A 21,101-nucleotide genomic window follows, 5' to 3' on the forward strand; every position below is an offset into this window, starting at 1 on the left:
TGGGATGAGATGTCCGGCATCGCGGCGGCGGACGGCGCCGGTGCCGGCTCTCAGGCCGGAATCGTGCTCGTGGGAATCGTGCCGAAGCGGCCGCTCTGGAAATCGGCCATGGCCTGGCGGATCTCCTCGCGGGTGTTCATGACGAAGGGGCCGTGCATCGCGACCGGTTCGTCGATCGGCTCGCCGCTGAGGACCAGCAGCGTCGCGTCGGTCTCGGCCTCGATCGTCACGCCGCCGCCTTCGCGATCAAGCAGGGCGAACTGGGCCTCGCGAACCTTGTCGGCGCCGTTGATCAGGACATGGCCGCGCAGCACGACGATGCCGAGCATGCTGCCCTCGGGCAGCGTAAGGGCGGTCGTGCCGCCGCGGTTCAGGCGGATGTCCCAGATGTCGATCGGGGTGAAGGTCCGGGCCGGGCCGGCATGGCCTTCGTAATCGCCGGCGATGACCCGCAGCGTGCCGGCGTCATCGGGGAGTGCGACGGTCGGGATGTCCTTGTCGAGCAGAGTCTGGTAGCCGGCCGGCGCGTCCTTGTCCTTCGCCGGCAGGTTGACCCAGAGCTGCACCATCTCGAGCGTGCCGCCCGTGCGGGTGAAGGTTTCCGAGTGAAACTCCTCGTGCAGGATACCCGAGGCGGCCGTCATCCACTGCACGTCGCCCGGGCCGATGACGCCGCCGCCGCCTGAAGAGTCGTGATGGGCGACCTCGCCCTGGTAGACGATGGTGACGGTCTCGAAGCCGCGATGGGGGTGCGTTCCGACGCCGCGGGGACGTTCCGCTGGCGAAAATTCAGCCGGCCCGGCGTAGTCGAGCAGCAGGAACGGGCTGATCGACGCGGCCCCCAATGCTGCGGGCGAAACGATCGAGCGCACCGGGAAGCCGTCGCCGACCCAATCGGTGCCGGCGCTTCCGAAGATTCCGCGAACCTTCCTCATGGCCTGTCTCCTCATGAGCGCCCCAGTGGCGCCGTGTTGGTGAGGAGATTATGGTCGGGACGAAATAGGCAGTAGGCGTCAGTTTCGCGACGCACTGTCCTGAGAATGAGACAATGGCGGCCATGCAGGACCTCAACGATCTCTATTTCTTTGCCCAGATCGTCGAGCATCAGGGCTTCGCGGCCGCCGCCCGCGTCCTCGGCACGCCGCGTTCGCGGCTGAGCCGGCGGCTGGCGCTGCTCGAGGAGAGGCTTGGCGTGCGGCTGGTGCAGCGCTCGACCCGGCGCTTCGCCGTGACCGAGATCGGCCATGAATACTACCGCCACTGCGTGGCGATGCTGGTCGAGGCCGATGCGGCGCAGGAGGCGATCGATCGTACTCGCGCCGCGCCCCAGGGTGTCGTGCGTGTGGCCTGTCCTTCGGCGGTGCTCTATTTCCAGGTCGGTGCGATGATCGCCCGCTTCCTCGCTGCTTGCCCGAAGGTCGAGGTGCAACTGGAGAGCACGAACCGACGCGTCGACGTGATCCGCGAAGGCTTCGACATTGCGATCAGGGTGCGCTTTCCGCCGCTGGATGAGAGCGAACTCGTGATGAAGGTGCTGGCTGAAAGCGCGCAGCGGCTCGTCGCAGCGCCACGCGTATTGGAAGGGTGCACCCGTCCGCTGGCTCCGGCCGATGTCGGCGCGTTGCCGAGCCTGTCATGGGGAGGCCCGCACCAGAGCCACGAGTGGCGGCTCAAGGGGCCGGGCGATGCCGAAGCCGCCATTCGCCATCAGCCCCGTTTCGTCACGGAGGACATGGTCGCGCTGCGCCATGCCGCGCTGGAGGGAATCGGCGTCGTCCAGATGCCGACCATGGTGGTCAGCGACGACATCAGGGCCGGGCGGCTCGTGGAGGTCCTGCCGGACTGGGCACCGCGGGCCGGCATCATCCACGCCGTCTTCCCGTCGCGCCGGGGATTGCTGCCCTCGGTGCGCGCGTTGCTCGACTTTCTGGCTGCCGATTATGCGCGTCTCGATCAGGAGATGAGATAGCGGCGACAACCGGCAAGGCCGGCGAGCGTGATCGCTGGTGCTCACGCGCACGCGGGCTGGACAAAGCTCGCTGGCGCGCTGGGCAAGCGGCTTGAGATTGGCTTCGATCTACGCATGCCGTCCCGCGAGGAAGGGGGCAGCGCCAGTCGCTCGCTGGGCGTCTCCAGCGGCTCATCGGCCGCGAAGCCCGGACCATCGGTGGTGATCTCGAGCAGATTGCCGCAGGGCTCGCGAAAGTGGAGCGCGCGGAAATGGCCTGCCCCCTGAAAAGTAGTCCTCCGTGAAGTCGGCTTGTGGCGCTTCTTCGGCATCTCGGTCAGCACCAGATTCCGACTTGTGTCGGTGAAACTGGTTCTATATTGGTCTATATAGTGATCGCGGCTCATGTCAGCCACGGCAATGGGAGCGTCCGGAACGGTGCAAGGCGACGGGTTCGTTTCAGTGTCGATCGACCGCTCCGCGCCGGGTGCCGGTGAAGCCGGGCAGGGTTGGCGCGTGATCTCGCAGGCCAGCGAGAAGGGCAGCGCCGCCCATAACGAAGACATCTCCGGCGCCGCCGGCTCCTGCGCCTGGATCGTCGACGGCTCGGCGTTCTTCTCCGGCGCTGCCCGGACCACCGAAGAATCGGAAGGGGCCTGGCTCGTCCGGCGGATCGATGCGGTTCTGCGGGCGAATCCACCTGAAGACCTACCCTTCGCGGCCTGGGCTGCAGGACTCGAGCGGCAGCTTCAGCAGGATTATGCGGCATTGGGTGAAGGGCATCCGGAGCGCGGGGCGGGCGAGGGGCCTTCAGCCGTGCTCGGCCTCATCCGCCTGCGGCGCGACGGGGATGCCTGCCGCATCGAGGGTGCGGTGATCGGCGACGTTTCGATCCTGATCCAGGATGGCGGCCGGATCGAACACTGGACCGACCCGTCGAGCAACCCGTTCGAGGCCCGGACCATCGCGGCGGCGACCGCGGACGGACACCGCCCCGGCGAGGTGATTTCCTCGGCGGCTTTGGCGCAGATCCTGCGCAACCGGCGCTCGCTCAACCGGCAGGGCGGCTACTGGGCGATCAACCCAGGACTGGGCTGGCAGGCGGGCTTGCGCCTGTTCTCGGCCGAGATCTCGCCGGGGGCGATCGTGCTGCTCGCGTCCGACGGCTTCATGCGTCTCGTCGATGTCATCGCGCATCACGACGAGGCCGGGCTGATGGATGCCGTCGCGCGCGTCGGCACGGCAGGCGCCATTGCCGAGCTGCGCCGGCTCGAAAGCGCGGACCCGAAGGCGGAGCGTTACAGGCGCGTCAAGATCCATGACGATGCCACCGCGCTGCTGGTGACGCCGGGACTACGCGACAACCATATCGAAAAACCGTCATAAGACGACGAGAACAACCAGGGAGAGTGACAATGTTGGCCGGAATCCAGAGCAAATCCATCGTCAGGCGGACATTTGGAAAGTTGGCGCTGACGCTGTTCGCCGCCGCGACCGCCTTCGCAGCGCCGGTGCAGGCGCAGGCGGAAGACATCACGGTGTGGAGCTGGCGCCAGGAGGACAAGGCGGCCTATGCCAAGCTGATCGCCGCCTTCCGCAAGCACCACCCCGACATCAACGTGAAGTTCGAAGCCTTCGAGGCGGCGAACTACAATACCGTCCTTTCCACCGCCCTGGCTGGCGGCACCGGCCCGGATGTCGTGCAGGTGCGCGCCTATGGCACGCTCGGCGTCGGCAAGCCCGACTACCTTGTGCCGCTCGACAAGACGATGGTGCCGGAATTCGCGAACTTCCCGGCTTCGGCGATCGCGGCCGAGACGATGCGGGCCGACGGCAAGCTCTATGCCGTGCCGCTGGCATCGCAGACCATGCTGATCATCTACAACAAGGAATTGTTCGAGAAGGCCGGTGTGAAGCCGCCGAACACCTGGGACGAGCTCGTCGGCGTCTCCAAGACGCTGAAGGAGAAGGGCATCAATCCCTTCGGCAACGGCACGGCGACGGCCTGGCAGAACGAGACCATCGTCGGTGCGCTGCTGTCCTCGCAGATCGGCGCGCAGTTCGAGCAGGACGTGCTGGCCGGCAAGGCCGATTTCACCGATGCCCGCTTCGTCGGCGCGCTGACCAAGCTCAACGAGATCAAGGATTACTTCGCGCCGAACTTCTCGGGCGTCGATTATGCGGCCTCGCAGCAGCTCTTCGCCGCCGGCCGGGCCGCGATGTTTGCCGGCGGTTCCTTCGAGATCGCCAATTTCCTGCGCCAGAACCCCAAGCTGCAGCTCGGCCTCTTCCCCTCGCCCGTGGCCAAGGCCGGCGATCCGCGGCTGGTCGCGCTCTATTATGACGGCGGCTATGCCATCAACGCGGCGTCCAAGAAGCGCGAAGCGGCCCTGAAGTTCCTGCGCTTTGTCGGCACGCCGGAATTCGGCACGATGTTCTCCAACGAGCTGCAAAACATCTCGCCGATCAAGGGCGTCGCCTTCGAGAACCCGCTGCTCAAGGAGGTCGCGACGCTGAACCAGAGCGCGATGTCCTACATCATGCTGGTCAATTTCCGCTATCAGGAGCCGACCGGCTCGGTGCTGCTGCAATCGGGCGTGCAGAAGATGCTCGCCGGCAAGGCGACGCCGGCCGAGATTGGCGCCGAAATCACCAAGGGCATCGCGACCTACTACGCGCCCTTCAAGAAGTAGGCGCGACAGCGGCGGCGCTCGCCTGACACTCACGGCCGCCCGCGGCCGTGAGTGCTGGCTCCGTGCAGCCGCCGCTCGCCTCCCCGGCGCATCCCGAGGACCGAAGTCGATGCAGACGGATTACCGAAACCGCGAGAAGCGCCGGCGCGCGGCCTGGATCGCCTTCCTGATCCTGCCGCCGCTCGCGATCATGCTCACCTTCGTGGTCTGGCCGTTGCTATCGGCCCTGAGCGCCGCCTTCTATCGCTGGGACGGCATGGCGCAGGGCGAGTTCGTCGGCCTGAAGAACTTCGCCGACGTGCTGTTCGGCGATCATTTCGCGGCGCTGACCTGGCGCGCCTTCCGCCACAACCTCTTCGTCTTCTTCGCGCTGTTCGTGGTGCAGAACAGCGTGGGCTTCCTGCTCGCCTGGTTCATCTATCGCGAGCCTTTCGGCTTCCGCTTCCACCGCATCGCGATCTTCATGCCGGTGATCCTGTCGACCGTGCTGGTCGGCTTCCTGTGGAAGCTGTTCCTCGATCCGAATTTCGGGCTGGTGAACCAGCTGCTCGACATGGTCGGGCTGGGCCAACTGCGCCAGCCCTGGCTCGGGCAGGAGACGACGGCGCTGCCGGCGCTGGTGCTGGCCAATGCCTGGCACTGGATCGGCTTTCCCGCCCTGGTCTATCTCGCCGGCATGCAGCGCATCCCGCGCGAAATCCTCGAGGCCGCCAAGCTCGACGGCTGCAATGGCTGGCAGATGCTGACTCGCGTGGTCTGGCCGCTGGTCACGCCCTCGACCACGATCACGCTGACGCTGCTCTTCATCGGCGCCTTCAACTGGTTCGAGCTGCCCTACATCATGGCGGGGCTCGACGGCTCGCCCTATGGCTCGACCGACGTTCTCGGCCTGTATTTCTACCGCACCGCCTTCGGCAACCAGACCGCCGGTCTCCAGGATTTCGGGCATGGCAATGCGCTGGCCGTGCTGATGTTCATGTTCATCGCGGTGGTCGCCACGGTCATCACCCAGTATCTGCGCCGGCGGGAGGTCGCGCTGTGATGTTCCGTGCCGCCAGCAACGACCCGCTCTTTCCGCGCAGCAGCGCCGGCAGCCTGATCGCCGCCGCGCTCCTGATCGGCAATTCCGTGCTGATGCTCTATCCGATCGTCATCATGGTCTTCTCGGCCTTCAAGACGACGCCGGAGATATTCGACGCGCCCTTCGCCGTGCCGGATTTCGCCTATGTCGAAAACTTCAAGCGCATCTGGGGCGAGACCAGCCTGCCCAGCTATTTCGTCAATTCGGTCATCATCACCGGGACATCGATCCTGCTGACGCTGCTCTTCGGCACCATGGGGGCCTACGGCCTGGCGCGCTACAGCTTCCCCGGCAATTCGGCGATCTTCATGTTCTTCCTCGCCGGGCTGATGCTGCCGCTGAAGCTCGCGGTGATCCCGCTCTTCCTGCAGATGCGCGATTTCGGATTGCTCGACACCCGGCTCGGCCTGATCCTGATCTACACGGCGATGGGCCTGCCCTCGACGATCTTCATCATGACGGGCTTCCTGCGCACGTTGCCGGTCGAGCTGGAGGAGGCCGCGCGCATCGACGGCGCCTCGGAGCCGCGCATCATGCTCTCGATCATGCTGCCCTTGTCTATCCCGCCGATGGTGATCGCCGCGATCCAGAACGCGGTCCCGACCTGGAACGACTTCTTCTTCCCACTGGTCTTCATCCAGACCGACGCCCGCAAGACCCTGCCGCAGGGCCTCTCGGTTTTCATGGGCGAATACACCACCGACTGGGGTATGCTCTTCGCCGGCCTCACAATCGCGGCACTGCCGCTGACGATCGTCTACATCCTGATGTCCCGCCAGTTCATCCGCGGCATGACCGCCGGAGCGGTGAAGTGACGACCCAGCCCCTGATCCCACCTCGCAGCCTCGCCGTCTCCTGCCAGGCGCGGGCCGACAATCCCTTGCACGGCCCCGCCTTTATGGCGGCGATGGCGCTGGCGGCGGAGCAAGGTGGGGCGCTGGCCCTGCGCGCCAACGGCCCGGCCGACATCGCCGCCATCCGTGCTGTCAGCCGCCTGCCGATCATCGGTATCCTCAAGCGTTGGGACGACCGTTTCCCGGTCTACATCACGCCGGATTTCGCCAGTGCGGTCGCTATCGCTGAGGCCGGCGCCGACATCATCGCGCTCGACGCCACCGCGAGGCCGCGCGACGGCGAGCCGCTGGAGCGGCTGATCGGGCGTATCCGCAACGAGCTGGGCAAGCCGATCTTCGCGGATTGCGCGACGCTGGAGGATGGTGTGCGCGCTGCCGCGCTGGGCGCGAGGTATATCGCGACGACGCTCTCCGGTTATACGCCCGAGACGGAAGCGCGGAAGGCGCTCGGCCCCGACATCGACCTCATCAAGGCGCTGGCCAAGGCGGTTTCCGTGCCGATCATCGCGGAAGGGCGCTTCGAACAGCCGGAGCAGTTGGAGGTCGCCTTCGCGGCCGGCGCCCATGCCGTCGTCGTCGGCACGGCGATCACCAATCCCCGCGAGATCACCCGCCGCTTCGCCCGCCATGCCAGCGTCTGACGCCGGTCTCGGCCTCGGCATAGAGACCGGCGGCACCGGCTCGCGCTGGTGCCTGTCCGCTCCCTCGGGCGCGATTGTGGCGCGCGGCGAGATGGAGCCGATGACCGGCCATGTCTTCTCGCAGGCCGAGCGCGACAGGGTTGCGGGCATATTCACAAAACTAGCGGGTGAACTAGAGAATATCGGGCGAACGGCAGCCATCGTCGCTGGCGTCACCGGACTCGGGCCGGAGAGCGCCGTCCGGGCCGTCTTCTCCGAGATCCTGACCTCGGCCTTCGGCTGTCCCGAGACGAAAATCCTTGTCGTCGACGACATGTGGCTGGGCTATCGAGCCCGCTTCCAGCCCGGCGAGGGCATCATCGTCTATTCCGGCACGGGCTCGATCGGCTACCACCTTGCCGCCGACGGAGAAATCATCCGTGCCGGCGGACGCGGCGTGCTGATCGACGACGGTGGCTCCGCTGCCTGGATCGCGGCAGAGGCCTTGTGCCGGTTGCTGCGCCGTGAGGATGAGGTCCCCGGTTCCGGTTGGGGCAGTGCGCTCGGCCACGCCCTCGCGCAGGCGCTGGGCGGCGCCTCCTGGGATGCCGTGCGCACCCATGTCTATGGCGGCGATCGTGGTAGCCTCGGGCTATTGGCGCGAGCCGTAGCGGCGGGAGCGGAAGCGGGCGATGCGATGGCTGCCGACATCTTCGCGCAGGCCGGCGCGGAACTGGCACGGCTCGGGTTGGCATTGAGGGCGCGTGTTGGGGCCAAACCGGTAGCTATCTGTGGCCGCGCTGCGACGCTCTCACCGCTGATCGCTCAGCGCTTCCGGGCGCTCGTGGCGCCGCCGATCATACTGGACCAGATGCAGGTCGATGTGCCCTGCTGCGCCGCAGGTCTGGCTTGCGAGCTTTCTCGACCGGGTGAGAAGGGGCTGTAGGCAGCATGGCGACAGTCTTTTTCGTTACCCACCCCGAAGTCGTGGTCGACCCGCAGGTTCCCGTTCCGGATTGGGGGCTGTCAACCGTTGGCTGGACGCGCATCGAGGCCTTCTGTCAGCGGCCCGAGCTGGCTGGTGTGACCGACGTGTTTACCAGCGACGAGCGCAAGGCGATGGATTGCGCCGAGGCGCTGCAGCGCGTCCGGGGCCTGCCCTTCGCGACGCGCGAGGACCTGCGCGAGAACGACCGCTCGGCCACCGGCTATGTCGCGCCGCCGCGCTTCTGGGAGATCGTCGACCAGTTCTTCGGCGAGCCGGATACGAGCGTCCTCGGCTGGGAGACGGCGCGGGCTGCGCAGGCGCGGATCAAGGCGGGTGTGGCCGCCTGCATCGCGACGCGATGCGGGGCCGGCGACCTCGTGATCTTCGCCCATGGCGGTGTCGGCACATTGCTGCTCAGCGATCTCAAGGGCGAGCCGATTTCGCGCCGGCACGGCCAGCCCATCGCCGGTGGCGGCTGCTATTTCGCCTTCGACATGGAGAGCCGCGGCCTGCGCCATGGCTGGCGCGACATCGTCCCCGACGGGGCCAGCGCTGCGTCCTAAGCCCTCGGTCGAACGAGCGAGAGCGCCCCGGCGATCGCATCACTCTTCACATGGGACAGCCGCCGCCGGACATCCGGGGCGAGCCAGGCTTCCATCGCCGAGGACAGGCCGCCGATCAGGGCCACGCGCGGCACGCCGCGCTCGAACAATGTGCGCACCATCGCGTCGATCATCGCGGCGGCGTTCTGCATGATCATGCGGGCATGGGAATCGCCGAGATCGGCATGGCGCAGCACCAGCGGCGCCAGCGTCGCGTAGTCGGTGGCATGGGCCTTGTCCATCCAGGCGATCACCTCGAACGGATCGGCCCCGAAGCGCGCTAGCACGTCCCCAGTGAAGCGCGTCGCCGGCTCGCGCCCGTCATGGGCGCGCAGCGAGACGCGAATTGCCGCAAGGCCGAGATCGGCGCCACTGCCCTCGTCGCCGATTGGAAAGCCGTAGCCGCCGATCCGGACTTCCTCGCCGTTCACCCGGGCGAGCCCGATCGAGCCGGTGCCGATGATGACGATGCCGCCATCCTCGCCGGCATGCGCGCCGAGGCAGGCGGCCAGGCCGTCGCTCTCGAAGACCGTTTCCGCGAAGGGTGTCTGCCAGGCGGCGAGCGCCTCCTGCATGCCCTTGCGCCCGATGCCGGCGAGGCAGATGCCTGCATGGACCCGCGCGAAATCGGCCTCGCTCAAACCAGCCTCTGCGATGGCGCCACGCGCTGCCTGCATCACGGCGGCGAGCGAGGCTTCGAGACCGAGCCGGAGCGAGGCCGGGCCGGCGATGCCGGAGCCCAGCACTTCGCCAGCTGCGGTTTCGAGGCGGCAGCGGCAGCCGGTGCCGCCGCCATCGACGCCGAGATAGAGATCGGCTGGAACGCTCATGCCGGGACCCGCTCGATATCGGCGCCGCAGCGCTTGAGCTTGCGGTCGAGCGCCTCATAGCCACGGTCGAGGTGGTAGATGCGGCTGACCACGGTCTCGCCCTCGGCGACGAGCCCGGCCAACACGAGGCTGACGGAAGCGCGCAGGTCGGTCGCCATCACGGGGGCGGCCTTCAGCTTGGTGACGCCGCGCACGGTCGCGCTGGTGCCCTTCAGCGTGATGTCGGCGCCGAGCCGGACCAGTTCCGGCACATGCATGAAGCGGTTCTCGAACACCGTCTCGCGGATCAGCGAGGTGCCGTCCGCCACGCTCATCAGCGCCATGAACTGTGCCTGGAGATCGGTCGAGAAGCCGGGATAGGCCTGGGTCATGATGTCGATGCCGGTGAGCCGGCCGGGGCGCGTCACCATCAGACCGCGGTCGCTCGGCCAGAGTCGGACGCCGGCCGCCTCCAAGGCCTCGCCGACCGCCGCGAGATGCTCGAGCCGCGCGCCGACCAGTTCCAGCTCGCCGCCGGTGATCGCGGCGGCGACCGCATAGGTGCCGGCCTCGATCCGGTCGGCGACGATCTCATGGGTCGCGGGCGAGAGATTCTGCGCGCCCTGCACCAGCAGGCGGTGGCTGCCGATGCCCTCGATCCTGACGCCCATCGCGGAGAGACAGCGCGCGAGGTCGAGCACCTCCGGCTCCTTGGCGGCGTTGACGATCTCGGTCTCGCCCCGGCTAAGGCTCGCCGCCAGCAGCGCGGTCTCGGTCGCGCCGACCGAGGAGAACGGGAAGACGATCCGCGCGCCGGTCAGGCCTCGCGGCGCCTTCGCCTCGATATAGCCGCCGGCCACATTGATCTCGGCGCCGAGTGCTTCCAGAGCCTTGATATGCAGGTCGACCGGACGCGCACCGATGGCGCAACCGCCCGGCAGCGAGACACGCGCCTCGCCGAAACGCGCGATCAGCGGCCCGAGCACCAGAACGGTGGCGCGCATCTTGCGGACGGTGTCGTAGCTTGTCTCGCGCGGCCCGGCCCTGGCGGCATCGAGCGTCAGGGCATCGGCGGCTCGTCCCGAAAAGGCGACGCCATAGCCTTCGAGCAAAGTCTGCATCGTCTTGACGTCGACGACATCCGGCAGGTTGCGCAGGGTCAGCGGCTTGTCCGAGAGCAGGGCTGCCGCGAAGGCCGGCAGCGCCGCATTCTTTGCGCCGCGAATCTCGACTGTGCCGGACAGCCTCTGGCCGCCGCGGATCAGGAGTTTGTCCATCAGCCCTGTCTCCGTGCCGGAATCATCGGCTTCTCATAGCGCAGGAAGCGATGCCGCGCTCCGGCGAACTCACGTTCGTAGTCACCAACGACCTGCCAGCCGGCCCGCTCATAGAAACGCCGCGCGCCTTCATTCGCTGCGAACACTTCGAGCGATCGGGCGCCGTGCGCCTCGGCATGGGTGAGCAATGCGGCGCCGTGGCCTTGACCGGTCTCAGCGGCGAAGAGCATGGCGATATGCCCGTCCTTGACCAGCAGCACGCCGCGTATGCCGTCCGCATCGAGGACGGTCAGTTCGGCCAGCTCACGGGCAAAGCGTTCAGCAAAATGCGCCTGGTCGAAGCCGAGCGCGGCATCGCCCATGATCAGCCGGAAATGTGTGGCATAGGCTTGCGCCATCAGGGCGGCGGCCGGCGCGATATCGGTCGCGACCGCCCTGCGGATGATCACGACTGGCCCCGGAGCCGCGGATCGAGCTCGTCGCGCAGGGCGTCGCCGAGCAGGTTGAAGCCGAGCGAGAGCAGGAGGATGCCGAGCCCGGCGAAGATCGCGTTCCAGGGCGAGAGCAGCACGAAATTGCGGCCCTCCGCCAGCATCAGGCCGAGCGAGGGCGTCGGCGGCTGGGTGCCGAGCCCGAGGAAGGAGAGCGAGGCCTCGACCAGGATCGCGGCCGAGAGCAGCAGCGAGCTCTGCACCAGGATGACGGAGGCGAGATTGGGCAGGATATGGCGCAGCATGATCCGCAGGTCGGTCGCGCCGATCGAGCGGATGCCGGCGACGAAATCGCTCTCGACCAGCACCATGGCCGGCCCCCGGATCAAGCGCGCGAAGATCGGCACATAGACCACGGCGATGGCGATCGCGGCGCTCTCCGTGCGCGGGCCGAGCATGGCGATGATGCCGATCGCCAGCAGCATCACCGGGAAGGCGAAGAGGATATCCATCGCCCGCATGATGATGCGATCCCACCAGCCGCGATAGAAGGCGGCGAGCAGGCCGAGGCTGCCGCCGATCGCCAGCGCGAGCCCGACCGCGATGCCGCAGGCGATCAGCGCCGTGCGGTAGCCGTAGAGGATGCGCGAGAGGATATCGCGGCCGAGATGGTCGGTGCCGAGCCAATGCGCCACGCTCGGCCCCTTCATCCGGGCGACGATGTCCTGCGCCAACGGGTCATAGGGCGCGATCAGCGGCGCACCGAGCGCGAGCACGATCTGCAGGACGACGAAGATGCCGGCGACGACGGCGATGCGGCGGCTCTGGCTCATGACGCGGTCCTGAGCCGAGGGTCGACCAGCGCATAGGTGAAATCGACGAGGGCGTTGACCAGCACGAAGCCGACGGTGACGACGAGGATCGTGGCCTGGACCAGCGGATAGTTGCGCTCCGCGATGGCGCCGAGGATCAGCCGGCCGAGGCCGGGAATCGAGAAGACCTGCTCGACCACGATCGCACCGCCGAGCAGATACCCGGTCATGATGCCGACGCTGGTGATGAAGGGGATCAGCGCGTTGCGCAGGGCATGCCGGTAGAGCACGGCCCGCTCTCCCAGTCCCTTGGCGCGGGCGGTGCGGATATAGTCCTGGCCGAGCGCATCGAGCATCGCCGTGCGCACCAGCCGCGACAGATTGGCCAGGATCGGCAGCGCCAGCGCGATCGCTGGCAGCAGCAGGCGCTGCAGATTGCCGAGCGGGTCCTGGCTGAACGGCACGTAGCCGAGCGAGGCGAAGCTCGGCGCCAGCGTCGCAACCGTCATCAGCATGACGATGCCGAGCCAGAAGGACGGGATGGTGAGCCCGGCGATGGCGCCGACGCGCAGCACGAGATCGGCCCGCCCGCCGCGCCAATGCGCCATCAGGCAGCCAACGGGGATCGCAAGCCCGGCGCCGAGCACGAGCGAGAACAGGGTGAGCTGGAGCGTCGGCCAGATCTGGGCGGCGATCTCCTGCATCACCGGGCGGCCGGTCCAGATCGAGGTGCCGAAATCGCCGCGCACGGCATGGCTCAGCCAGACCCAGTATTGCTCCAGCAAGGGCCGGTCGAGCCCGAGTTCGCCGCGCATCGCTGCGATGCGCTCGGGCGTCACCTCGGTATTGGCGCCGAGCATGATCGCCACCGCGTCGCCTGGGATCAGCCGGATCATCAGGAAGACGATCACGGAGATCCCGAACAGCACGATCAGGAGGTCGAGGCTGCGCTGCAGCAGGTGACGGAGCATGCCTCGGCCTTTGTCAGGTCAGCGCAGGCTGGCGCGGCCGAGCGAGACCAGCGAGCGGTTGGCGTAGATATCATAGCCCTGCAGGTTGCTGCGCACCGCGCTGAACAGCGTGGGGTAGGCGATATGCGCTGCCGGCCCGGTGCAGCCCAGGATCTTCTGCGCGTCGCGATAGGCGGCTTGGCGCGCCGGCTTGTCCAGCGTCGCGCGACCCTTGTCGAGCAGCGTGTCGAGCTCCGGGTTGCTGTACTTGAAGATGTTGGTCGAGCCGCCGGTGCGGAAGGCGCGGTAGAAATAATCGTCAGGCTCGATGCTGCCGGCATTGGTCGAGGCGAAGAGGTCGAAATTCGAGTTGCGCCAGTCCTGCACGAACTGGCCGAGCTCGGGGTTCTTCAGCTCTACCTTGAAGCCGGCCTTGCCGAGCTGCTGCTGCACCACCTGAGCGATGTCGCGGATGTCCTGGCGCGGCAGCACCGTCATGCTGACCGTAACCGGCGTCGCGACGCCGGCCTCCTTGAGCAGTGCCTGGGCCTTGGCCGGGTCATAGGCGTAGCAGGGCAGGTCCTTCACATCGACCGCCCAGTCCTTCAGCACGGCCGGGAGCGGGGCCGCCGGCGTGCCGCTGCCGAACAGCGCGGCATCGATGATCTCCTTGCGGTTCAGCGCGTAGTTCAGCGCCTCGCGCACCTTCACGTTGTCGAAGGGCGGCTTCGACGTGTTCATGCCGATCAGCGTGTAGGCGAGCTCCGTCGTCTCCTGCATCGCGATGTTCGGCTTGCCCTTGAGCTGGAGCGCGGTCGCCGCATCGATATGCGGCAGCAGCGCGAACTGTCCGTTGCCGATGCCGACCTGACGGGTCGCCGCTTCCGGCACGAAGTTGAACTTCACCCCGGCGAGCTTGACCTCGGCGGCATTCCAGTAGCCGGCATGCTTGGCGAGGCGGATGAAGCCGTTCGGCTGCCATTCCTCGAACTTGAACGGACCGGTGCCCATGGGTGCGCGCTGCAGCGCATCCTTGTTGCCCTCGAGGCCGCGCGGCACGATGGCGATGCCGGTGAGCGAGGCGAGCAGCGGCGCCGACGGCTCCTTGAGCTTCAGCTCCAGCGTCGTCGCGTCGACGGCGGTCGCGCTCTCCATGGCGGAGAGGCGGCTGGCGAGCGGCGAGCCGACATCCTTCGACAGCACGCGGCGCAGCGACGAGGCGACGTCCTCCGCCTCCATCGGCTTGCCGTCATGGAAGGTGACGCCGGGGCGGAGCTTGAAGGTCACCGTCTTGCCGTCGGCCGAAGCGGTCCAGGACTGGGCCAGCCCCGGGATGATGTTGAGGTTCTTGTCGAGCGCGGTGAGGCCCTCATAGATCGGGCCGAGCACGATCTGGGACGAGGCGAAAGCCGTGACGATATGCGGGTCGAGGCCGGCGGGCGACGCCTCGACGGCAACCTCCAGCGTCTGGGCGGAAGCGGCGCCCGTGAGCAGCGCGAAGGCGACCGCGGCGACACTGCAGCGCAAGGTGCGGCGCAGCCCGGAACCCTGTTTCACGACACGAAGCATGACAACCCCTCCTGATGTGACGACGGCGCCTGTTCCGACGCTCGTGCGAAGCTTATCGCATATGGACCACTTGCGGACCAATCTGGACAACGCTTAACCGATCGCCTAGAGCCGGTGCAAGCCTCGAAGCAGCGACTCCGAGGGTTTACAGGGGCGAAATGACGATGCGTGACCTCGACAAGCCCATGTTGACCGCGATCGGCGTGATCAGCGGCACCTCGATGGATGCGATCGACGTCTCGATCGTCGAGAGCGACGGCCGCGAGAAGCTCAGCTTCGGCGCCGGTGCCGGCTATCCCTATCCCCCCGAAACCCGCCGCCAGTTGCAGGCACTGGTCGCCGAGGCCGAGCGTGCGGTCACCGAGCCGCTCGTCGAGCTCGAAGCCGCCGTGACCGCAGCCCATCTCGACGCGGTCAAGCGCTTCATGGCCGAGCAGGGCATCAAGCCCGAGAACGTCGATCTCGTCGGCCTGCACGGCCAGACCGTCTATCACCGCCCCGAAATCCGCTTCACCCGGCAGCTCATCGACGGGCCGGCGGTGGCGCAGGCGCTCGGCATCCCGACCGTCGACCGCTTCCGCCATGCCGATGTCGAAGCCGGCGGCGAAGGCGCGCCCTTCGCGCCGCTCTATCATCGCGCGCTGGCTCAGGGGCTGGAGCAGCCGGTCATGGTGCTCAACCTCGGCGGCGTCGGCAATGTCACCTATATCGACGGCGATGAGGTGATCGCCTTCGATACCGGCCCGGCCAGCGCGATCCTCGACGATTTCGTCCTGCGCCGCCTCGGCAAGACCTATGATGCGGATGGCGCATTGGCCGCGAGCGGCACGGTCCGCGAGGACCTCGTCGCCGACTTCATGGTCAATCCCTATTTCGACCGGCCGGCGCCCAAGTCGCTGGACCGCAACGATTTCCACCGCCGCGCCCAGGTGGTCGAAGCGCTCTCCGATGCCGATGGTGCGGCGACGCTGGCCGCCTTCACCGTGGAGAGCGTGGTCGATGCGCTCCGGCATGTGCCGAAGGTGCCGCGGCGCTGGCTCGTCACCGGCGGCGGGCGTCTCAACGGCCATTTCATGCGTCGGCTGCACGAGCGCCTTGGCGTGCCCGTCGAACCGGTCGAGGCCGCCGGTTGGGCCGGCGACGTCATCGAGGCGCAGACCTTCGGCTATCTCGCGATCCGCTCGGTGAAGGGTTTGGCCCTCAGCCTGCCGGGCACGACCGGCGTGCCGAAGCCGCTGACCGGTGGGCGATTGAACCTGCCGGGCTAGACAGGGCGGCGGTTCTAAAGCGTCTCGGAACCACCTTTGTCATTCCGGGGCTTCGCGCAACGAAGAACCCAGAACCCACGACCGGGTGAGCCCTTCACAACCAAGTCTGAAAGTTTCACCCGGTCGTGGGTTCCGGGTTCGCGCCTGTGGCGCGCCCCGGAATGACAAGGGCGGCTTGTAACGGCTTCGATCGAGGTCGGTACCTAACGCCGGAGCAGCCAGCAGGCGCCGATGATCAGCGCCGCGCCGAGCATGGCCTGCGGCGTCGGCATCTCCGCGAAGAAGACGAGGCCGATCAGGATCGCCCAGATCAGCCCGGTATATTCGACCGCGACCAGGCGGCTCGCCTCGCCGCGGGCGAAGGCCAGCGCCAGCGCGACATGGCCGGCAAGGCCCAGCGCGCCGATCAGGATGAAGGCAGGCCAATCGGCTGACGCGATCGGCGCCCAGAACAGCGCCGCCGGAAGGGCAAGGATGGCCGCGGGGATCGCCGACTGGAACAGCGCGATCGTCAGGGGAGGATCACCGCGCTTGGCTCGCTGGCGCAGCAGCACGATGGAGAGCGCATAGGCCACGGCACAGCCGAGCACGGCGGCGATTCCGAGCGCCCGCTCCGGCGCAATCGTCGCGAAGCTGACACCGCCGGCCGTGACGATGACGCCGGCGAAGCCGAGCGCCAGCGCCAGATAGACCAGCGGTTTCGGCCGCTCGCCGAGCAGCGGGATCGCGATCAGCGCGACCAGCAGCGGCGCGATGAAGGAGATAATGAAGACCTCCGCCAACGGCAGCGCGGCGAGCCCGTAGAAGAAACCGAGCGTCGACAGCGCGACCAGGACGCCGCGCAACAGGTTGCCGGTGATGACGCCGCGGTCCGGCAATGGTGCGCGCAGGGCGAGGAAGAGCAGGGCGCCCATCACGGCGGTCACCGCGAAGCGCAGGAAGGTGAGGTGCAGGGCGCTGTAGCGCGGCGAAAGCTCCTTCACGACGCCGTCCATCACTGTGAGCAGGGCGATGCCGATGAGGCCGAGCAGGAAGGGCGGGACGGCGGTGGTCAGGCGGGCGGCGCGCGCGGGAAGCGAAATCTGCGGTTCTGGCGGCGTCATGGCTTCCCTGTCCGCTTCCGGCTTGCTACTGGGCTAAAGTGGACTTAATTTGGTCTGGTCACAAGAGGCAGTTCATGGCGACGGAAGATGTCAGCGCACGCTTTCAGGATCTCGATGCCTGGGGCGATCTCGATATCCTGAAGGCGCTCTACGAGGGCCAGCTCGCGGCGGTTGCGGCGATCGCAACCTCGCTGCCTGCGATCGCGGAGGCGGTTGCCGCCGCCGTGCCACGGCTCGAGGCTGGCGGGCGTCTGATCTATGCCGGCGCCGGCACCTCCGGGCGCATCGGCGTCCAGGACGGCGCTGAGCTGACCCCGACCTTCGACTGGCCGGAGGAGCGCCTCGGCTTCGCCATCGCAGGCGGCGACGAGGCGATCCTGCACGCGGTGGAGAATGCCGAGGATTCTGTCGATGACGGCACCGAGGCGATGCGTCGGGCTAATATCGGCGCGAACGACGTCGTCATCGGCCTCGCCGCCAGCGGACGCACGCCCTATACGCTTGCGGCGATCGGCGAGGCCAAGGCGCGGGGCGCGCTGACGCTCGGTGTCGCCAACAACCGCGGCTCGGCCCTGCTGCGCACCGCCGATCTCGGCATCCTCATCGAGACCGGCGAGGAGGTCGTCGCCGGCTCGACGCGGATGAAGGCGGGCACTGCGCAGAAGATCGTGCTCAACCTGTTCTCGACCCTGCTGATGATCCGGTTGGGCCGCGTCTATCGCGGCTTGATGGTCCATATGCGGGCGACCAATGCCAAGCTCAGGCACCGCGCGGCCGAGATGGTCGACATGATCACCGGCTGCGGCCTGGAAGCGGCCGCCCGTCACCTCGACCGCGCCCGTGGCGACGTCAAGCGCGCGGTGCTGCTGGCCAGCGGTGCCGATGCCGTTCTCGCCGAAACCCTGCTCGGCCGTCATCACGGCAATCTGCGGCACGCTCTCGTCGAGCTTGGTTCCGGGGCGGCGGATAAGGCCCCGACCGCATCCAAGGCGGCGCCGTGAGCGAGGCCTCTCCCGGACGTGGCTCGCGGCGTCCGCGCGAGGCCGCGACGGATGCTGCGACCGAGGCGATGCCGGCCAAGCAGCAGGCGATCCTGCAGGCGCTGGCCGGCGATGACCCGACGCCGCGCTATCTGAGGCTTGCCGGCGCGTTGGCGCGGCTGATCGAGAGCGATGTCTTCCAGCCGGGCGATGCCGTGCCCTCGGAGCGCGACCTGGCTCAGCTCACCGGTTATGCGCGGGTCACCGTACGCAATGCCATCGACGAGCTCATCCGCAGCGGCACGCTGTCGCGCCGCCACGGCTCGGGCACCTTCGTCGCCTCGCGCATCGAGCAACCACTCTCGGTTCTGGCGAGCTTTTCGACCGATATCGAGAATCGCGGCGGCCGGCCCGGGTCGGTCTGGCTCTCACGCGAGCTGACGCGGCCGAAGCCGCAGGAATCGATGGCACTCGGGCTCGGCCCGGGCGACGGCGTGGTGCGGCTGACGCGCGTCAGGACCGCGGATGGCGAGCCGCTGGCGATCGAATGCGCGGTCGTGCCCGCGAGCATCCTGCCCTCGCCCGATCTGGTCGAGATGTCGCTCTATGCCGCGCTCGCGCAGCGCGGCGCCGTTCCGGCCCATGGCGTGCAGCGCATCCATGCCGGCCTCGCCACGGCCGAGGAAGCCCGGCATCTCGGCGTGCCGGCCGGCAGCGCCCTGCTCAGGATCGAGCGCCGTGCGTTCCTCGCCAACGGCAAACCGATCGAGTTCACGGTCTCCGCCTATCGCGGAGACCGCTATGATTTTGTCGCGACCCTCAAGGGTGAAGCCATGGGGCCGCAATCATGAGCCATTCCGACCGAACGATGTCGCTGATGTCGGCCGAGGTGGCGGAGATCCCGCAGGCCGCCGCTCGCCTGCTGCAGGACGGGCGGGACGCGATCGCGCAGGTCGCGGCGGCGCTCGACATGCGGCGCATCAGCCATGCGGTGGTCAGCGGCCGCGGCAGCTCCGGCCATGCCGGCACCTATCTGCGCTACCTGATCGAAACCCGCCTCGGCCTGAGCGCGGCCCCGGCCGCTCCCTCGGTCGTGACGCGCTACGGTGCTAACCCCCGCCTCGGCGAGGCACTCTACATCCTGATCTCGCAATCCGGCCGCAGCCCGGACCTGGTCACTGCTGCCGAGCAGGCGACCGCGGCCGGGGCGCAGACCATCGCCATCGTCAACGACGCGTCCTCGCCCGCAGCGCGCGCCTGCCGCCATGTCATCCCGATCGCCGCCGGGCCCGAACTTGCTGTTGCCGCGACCAAGACGGTGGTGAACACCATGCTGGCCGGCCTGCTGCTGGTCGGCGCCCTTGCCGAGGACAAGGCTCTCACCGCTGCTGCAGAAGCTGCGCCCGAGCGGCTGGCGCAGGCGCTCGCCCTCGACTGGGCGCCCTGGGCGCAGCGCCTGTCATCCGCGCCTGCCGGCTTCGTGATCGGGCGCGGGCTCAGCCTGGGTCCGGCCCGCGAGGCGGCCCTCAAGGCGGCGGAAGTATTGGGCGTGCCGGTGCTCGCCTATAGCGCGGCCGAGGTGCTGCATGGGCCGAAGGCTGCGATCCGTGGAGAGCATCCGATCCTTGGGCTCAATGCCGGCGGCGAGGTTTCCGACAGTATCGAGGATGCCTTGGCGACGCTCGGCCGGCAGGGCAGCCCGGTCTTCTCGGGCTCCGGAGTGCAGCCGAGCCTGCCGGGACTTGGACCGGGCGAACCGGCGCTCGATGCCATCGCGCTGCTGGTACCGGTCTATCGTGCGCTCGAAGCGGAAGCCGCCCGCCTGGGCCGGAACGTCGACAGCCCGCCCGGACTGCTCAAGGTCACGGAGACGCTCTGATGGCCGCCGCCCGGCAAGCCTGGCGCGCGAAACGCCTGTTCGATGGTGCTGAGATCCTGAGCGATCGGATCGTCGTCGCTGAGGACGGCATCGTCAGTGTGATCCTTCCGGCCGATGCCGCACCCGATTGTGCGGTCGAGGACCTGCCCGAGGATGCCGTCCTGTCGCCGGGCTTCATCGATATTCAGGTCAATGGCGGCGGCGGCGTGATGCTGAACGACAGCCTGACAGTCGAGGGCGTCGCCGCGATCTGCGCAGCCCATGCCCGCTTCGGCACCCGCTTCCTGCTGCCGACGCTGATCAGCGCCAGCCGCGCCGATATCGCCCGGGCGATCGCTGCGGCGCGGGAGGCGATTGCGCAGGGCGTGCCGGGCGTGCTGGGCGTGCATCTCGAAGGCCCCTTCATCAATCCTGAGCGCAACGGCGCTCATCCGCTCGCCAATCTGCTGCGACCGGAACCCTCCGATATCGATCTGCTCGCATCGCTCGGGCCTGCCGGCGTGACGCTGGTGACGCTCGCGCCGGAACGTGTGCCGGAAGGCTTCATTCGCGCGCTGGTCGATCGTGGCGTCAGGGTCTGCGCCGGCCATAGCAACGCCACTGCCGCGGAGATGGCGCGGGCTCGCGCCGAAGGGCTCTCCGGCGTCACGCATCTGTTCAACGCCATGTCGCAGCTCGGCTCGCGCGAGCCCGGCGTGGTGGGCGCGGCGATGTCCGATCTCGGACTCGCCGCCGGCATCATCGCCGATGGCCACCATGTCGCCTGGCCCTCTTTCCAGGCAGCCTTCCGCGCTATCGGCCCACAGCGGATGATGCTGGTCACCGACGCCATGGCGACGATCGGCTCAGCACGCGATGCCTTCGAGCTCTTCGGCGAGACGATCCGCGTCAGCGAAGGGCGCCTGGTCAATGCCGAGGGCCGGTTGGCCGGAGCCCATCTCGACATGAACGCCGCGATCCTCAACGCGCATCGCCATGGCGGCGCGACCTTGGCCGAGGCGCTCGCGATGGCGAGCACTGCGCCGGCGGCCTATCTCGGCCTCTCCGGCAGCCATGGCCGGATCGCGCCGGGCCGGAAGGCGATCTTTTCCGTGCTGCGGACAGCGGCCCTCTCATCCGCTTAGTCCCACCGCGCCCCCTGGCTGAATCTGCCGCGTATCTGTGGGCTGCGTTCGTGGCGCTACCGGTCGGGGTCGCTTGGCTGCTGCATTGCAGGATATTTTGCAGAGCATGAATT

General features: G+C 67.9%; 22 protein-coding genes. 13 read left to right on the forward strand and 9 right to left on the reverse strand.

The features are described from left to right. Window positions 1-50 precede the first annotated feature (50 nt). The gene (locus AC6RIC_RS05425) at window positions 51-935 is read right to left on the reverse strand and encodes a pirin family protein (RefSeq protein ID WP_499735411.1); all 885 of its coding nucleotides are present in this window, start codon (window positions 933-935) and stop codon (window positions 51-53) included. A 122-nt stretch (window positions 936-1,057) separates the two neighbouring features. On the opposite strand from AC6RIC_RS05425, the gene AC6RIC_RS05430 reads away from it, so the two are divergent. After that, window positions 1,058-1,969, forward strand: a complete 912-nt coding sequence (locus AC6RIC_RS05430) for a LysR family transcriptional regulator (protein ID WP_499736560.1) — start codon at window positions 1,058-1,060, stop codon at window positions 1,967-1,969. Window positions 1,970-2,010: 41 nt separating this feature from the next. Here AC6RIC_RS05430 and AC6RIC_RS05435 read toward each other — a convergent pair whose 3' ends face one another. Then, entirely contained in the window at window positions 2,011-2,355 is a 345-nt protein-coding gene (locus AC6RIC_RS05435; RefSeq protein ID WP_499735412.1) for a hypothetical protein, read from the reverse strand. A 55-nt stretch (window positions 2,356-2,410) separates the two neighbouring features. Between AC6RIC_RS05435 and AC6RIC_RS05440 the strand changes: the two genes are divergently transcribed. The 7 genes from AC6RIC_RS05440 to AC6RIC_RS05470 all read left to right on the forward strand — a co-directional run bounded on the left by AC6RIC_RS05440 (window position 2,411) and on the right by AC6RIC_RS05470 (window position 8,747). Beyond that, on the forward strand, window positions 2,411-3,334 hold the full coding sequence (locus AC6RIC_RS05440; protein WP_499735413.1) for a hypothetical protein: 924 nt from the start codon (window positions 2,411-2,413) through the stop codon (window positions 3,332-3,334). Window positions 3,335-3,363: 29 nt separating this feature from the next. Beyond that, the gene (locus AC6RIC_RS05445) at window positions 3,364-4,641 is read left to right on the forward strand and encodes an extracellular solute-binding protein (protein WP_454655315.1); all 1,278 of its coding nucleotides are present in this window, start codon (window positions 3,364-3,366) and stop codon (window positions 4,639-4,641) included. A gap of 109 nt (window positions 4,642-4,750) precedes the next feature. Continuing rightward, window positions 4,751-5,683: a carbohydrate ABC transporter permease gene (locus tag AC6RIC_RS05450; protein ID WP_499735414.1), complete on the forward strand. Its 933-nt coding sequence runs from the start codon at window positions 4,751-4,753 to the stop codon at window positions 5,681-5,683. After that, on the forward strand, window positions 5,683-6,537 hold the full coding sequence (locus AC6RIC_RS05455; RefSeq protein ID WP_454655319.1) for a carbohydrate ABC transporter permease: 855 nt from the start codon (window positions 5,683-5,685) through the stop codon (window positions 6,535-6,537). Before AC6RIC_RS05450 ends, AC6RIC_RS05455 begins: the two co-directional genes overlap by 1 nt. Beyond that, a complete protein-coding gene (locus tag AC6RIC_RS05460; protein ID WP_499735415.1) occupies window positions 6,534-7,217 on the forward strand; it encodes an N-acetylmannosamine-6-phosphate 2-epimerase in 684 nt (227 codons plus the stop codon). Before AC6RIC_RS05455 ends, AC6RIC_RS05460 begins: the two co-directional genes overlap by 4 nt. After that, window positions 7,204-8,142 (forward strand): N-acetylglucosamine kinase, encoded by a 939-nt coding sequence (locus AC6RIC_RS05465; protein WP_499735416.1) that lies wholly within the window; start codon window positions 7,204-7,206, stop codon window positions 8,140-8,142. Before AC6RIC_RS05460 ends, AC6RIC_RS05465 begins: the two co-directional genes overlap by 14 nt. A gap of 5 nt (window positions 8,143-8,147) precedes the next feature. Further along, the gene (locus AC6RIC_RS05470) at window positions 8,148-8,747 is read left to right on the forward strand and encodes a histidine phosphatase family protein (protein WP_499735417.1); all 600 of its coding nucleotides are present in this window, start codon (window positions 8,148-8,150) and stop codon (window positions 8,745-8,747) included. Here AC6RIC_RS05470 and AC6RIC_RS05475 read toward each other — a convergent pair. Genes AC6RIC_RS05475 through AC6RIC_RS05500 form a run of 6 tightly spaced genes read right to left on the reverse strand, consistent with a single transcriptional unit; the run spans window position 8,744 to window position 14,634 of the window. Continuing rightward, a complete protein-coding gene (locus AC6RIC_RS05475) occupies window positions 8,744-9,616 on the reverse strand; it encodes a glucosamine kinase nucleotide-binding domain-containing protein (RefSeq protein ID WP_499735418.1) in 873 nt (290 codons plus the stop codon). The two genes, AC6RIC_RS05470 and AC6RIC_RS05475, sit on opposite strands and share 4 nt — an antisense overlap. Beyond that, window positions 9,613-10,872, reverse strand: a complete 1,260-nt coding sequence (gene murA / locus AC6RIC_RS05480) for a UDP-N-acetylglucosamine 1-carboxyvinyltransferase (RefSeq protein WP_488848264.1) — start codon at window positions 10,870-10,872, stop codon at window positions 9,613-9,615. The genes AC6RIC_RS05475 and murA overlap by 4 nt, the downstream gene beginning before the upstream one ends. Beyond that, entirely contained in the window at window positions 10,872-11,270 is a 399-nt protein-coding gene (locus tag AC6RIC_RS05485) for a GNAT family N-acetyltransferase (protein ID WP_499735419.1), read from the reverse strand. Before AC6RIC_RS05485 ends, murA begins: the two co-directional genes overlap by 1 nt. Before the next feature lie 47 nt (window positions 11,271-11,317). Further along, window positions 11,318-12,136, reverse strand: coding sequence for an ABC transporter permease (locus tag AC6RIC_RS05490; protein WP_499735420.1), 819 nt, complete (start codon window positions 12,134-12,136; stop codon window positions 11,318-11,320). Further along, entirely contained in the window at window positions 12,133-13,086 is a 954-nt protein-coding gene (locus tag AC6RIC_RS05495) for an ABC transporter permease (RefSeq protein ID WP_499735421.1), read from the reverse strand. Before AC6RIC_RS05495 ends, AC6RIC_RS05490 begins: the two co-directional genes overlap by 4 nt. A gap of 18 nt (window positions 13,087-13,104) precedes the next feature. Beyond that, window positions 13,105-14,634 (reverse strand): ABC transporter substrate-binding protein, encoded by a 1,530-nt coding sequence (locus AC6RIC_RS05500; protein ID WP_499735422.1) that lies wholly within the window; start codon window positions 14,632-14,634, stop codon window positions 13,105-13,107. Window positions 14,635-14,798: 164 nt separating this feature from the next. Between AC6RIC_RS05500 and AC6RIC_RS05505 the strand changes: the two genes are divergently transcribed. Beyond that, complete coding sequence (locus AC6RIC_RS05505; protein WP_499735423.1) at window positions 14,799-15,902, forward strand: anhydro-N-acetylmuramic acid kinase; 1,104 nt, start codon at window positions 14,799-14,801, stop codon at window positions 15,900-15,902. Between the two features lie 203 nt (window positions 15,903-16,105). Here the strand turns inward: AC6RIC_RS05505 and AC6RIC_RS05510 are convergent, their stop codons facing one another. Then, window positions 16,106-17,005 (reverse strand): DMT family transporter, encoded by a 900-nt coding sequence (locus tag AC6RIC_RS05510; protein ID WP_499735424.1) that lies wholly within the window; start codon window positions 17,003-17,005, stop codon window positions 16,106-16,108. A 74-nt stretch (window positions 17,006-17,079) separates the two neighbouring features. On the opposite strand from AC6RIC_RS05510, the gene AC6RIC_RS05515 reads away from it, so the two are divergent. From AC6RIC_RS05515 to nagA, 4 genes are read left to right on the forward strand one after another with little or no spacing between them, the layout of a single operon-like run. Beyond that, a complete protein-coding gene (locus AC6RIC_RS05515; protein ID WP_499735425.1) occupies window positions 17,080-18,006 on the forward strand; it encodes an N-acetylmuramic acid 6-phosphate etherase in 927 nt (308 codons plus the stop codon). Continuing rightward, window positions 18,003-18,836: a GntR family transcriptional regulator gene (locus tag AC6RIC_RS05520; protein WP_499735426.1), complete on the forward strand. Its 834-nt coding sequence runs from the start codon at window positions 18,003-18,005 to the stop codon at window positions 18,834-18,836. Before AC6RIC_RS05515 ends, AC6RIC_RS05520 begins: the two co-directional genes overlap by 4 nt. Next, a complete protein-coding gene (locus AC6RIC_RS05525; protein WP_499735427.1) occupies window positions 18,833-19,864 on the forward strand; it encodes an SIS domain-containing protein in 1,032 nt (343 codons plus the stop codon). Before AC6RIC_RS05520 ends, AC6RIC_RS05525 begins: the two co-directional genes overlap by 4 nt. Continuing rightward, entirely contained in the window at window positions 19,864-20,988 is a 1,125-nt protein-coding gene (gene nagA / locus AC6RIC_RS05530) for an N-acetylglucosamine-6-phosphate deacetylase (RefSeq protein WP_499735428.1), read from the forward strand. Before AC6RIC_RS05525 ends, nagA begins: the two co-directional genes overlap by 1 nt. Window positions 20,989-21,101 lie beyond the last annotated feature (113 nt).

The organism is Allobosea sp. TBD101, from assembly GCF_059817965.1.

Bases quoted from the DNA above. Each gene is read 5' to 3' on its own strand.
- AC6RIC_RS05490 (WP_499735420.1), bottom strand. From the start codon at position 12,136: ATGAGCCAGAGCCGCCGCATCGCCGTCGTCGCCGGCATCTTCGTCGTC.
- AC6RIC_RS05525 (WP_499735427.1), top strand. From the start codon at position 18,833: ATGAGCCATTCCGACCGAACGATGTCGCTGATGTCGGCCGAGGTGGCG.
- AC6RIC_RS05425 (WP_499735411.1), bottom strand. From the start codon at position 935: ATGAGGAAGGTTCGCGGAATCTTCGGAAGCGCCGGCACCGATTGGGTC.
- murA (WP_488848264.1), bottom strand. From the start codon at position 10,872: ATGGACAAACTCCTGATCCGCGGCGGCCAGAGGCTGTCCGGCACAGTC.
- AC6RIC_RS05455 (WP_454655319.1), top strand. From the start codon at position 5,683: ATGTTCCGTGCCGCCAGCAACGACCCGCTCTTTCCGCGCAGCAGCGCC.
- AC6RIC_RS05435 (WP_499735412.1), bottom strand. From the start codon at position 2,355: ATGAGCCGCGATCACTATATAGACCAATATAGAACCAGTTTCACCGAC.
- AC6RIC_RS05500 (WP_499735422.1), bottom strand. From the start codon at position 14,634: ATGCTTCGTGTCGTGAAACAGGGTTCCGGGCTGCGCCGCACCTTGCGC.
- AC6RIC_RS05430 (WP_499736560.1), top strand. From the start codon at position 1,058: ATGCAGGACCTCAACGATCTCTATTTCTTTGCCCAGATCGTCGAGCAT.
- AC6RIC_RS05470 (WP_499735417.1), top strand. From the start codon at position 8,148: ATGGCGACAGTCTTTTTCGTTACCCACCCCGAAGTCGTGGTCGACCCG.
- AC6RIC_RS05515 (WP_499735425.1), top strand. From the start codon at position 17,080: ATGGCGACGGAAGATGTCAGCGCACGCTTTCAGGATCTCGATGCCTGG.
- nagA (WP_499735428.1), top strand. From the start codon at position 19,864: ATGGCCGCCGCCCGGCAAGCCTGGCGCGCGAAACGCCTGTTCGATGGT.
- AC6RIC_RS05485 (WP_499735419.1), bottom strand. From the start codon at position 11,270: ATGGCGCAAGCCTATGCCACACATTTCCGGCTGATCATGGGCGATGCC.
- AC6RIC_RS05495 (WP_499735421.1), bottom strand. From the start codon at position 13,086: ATGCTCCGTCACCTGCTGCAGCGCAGCCTCGACCTCCTGATCGTGCTG.
- AC6RIC_RS05450 (WP_499735414.1), top strand. From the start codon at position 4,751: ATGCAGACGGATTACCGAAACCGCGAGAAGCGCCGGCGCGCGGCCTGG.
- AC6RIC_RS05510 (WP_499735424.1), bottom strand. From the start codon at position 17,005: ATGACGCCGCCAGAACCGCAGATTTCGCTTCCCGCGCGCGCCGCCCGC.
- AC6RIC_RS05475 (WP_499735418.1), bottom strand. From the start codon at position 9,616: ATGAGCGTTCCAGCCGATCTCTATCTCGGCGTCGATGGCGGCGGCACC.
- AC6RIC_RS05445 (WP_454655315.1), top strand. From the start codon at position 3,364: ATGTTGGCCGGAATCCAGAGCAAATCCATCGTCAGGCGGACATTTGGA.
- AC6RIC_RS05505 (WP_499735423.1), top strand. From the start codon at position 14,799: ATGCGTGACCTCGACAAGCCCATGTTGACCGCGATCGGCGTGATCAGC.
- AC6RIC_RS05465 (WP_499735416.1), top strand. From the start codon at position 7,204: ATGCCAGCGTCTGACGCCGGTCTCGGCCTCGGCATAGAGACCGGCGGC.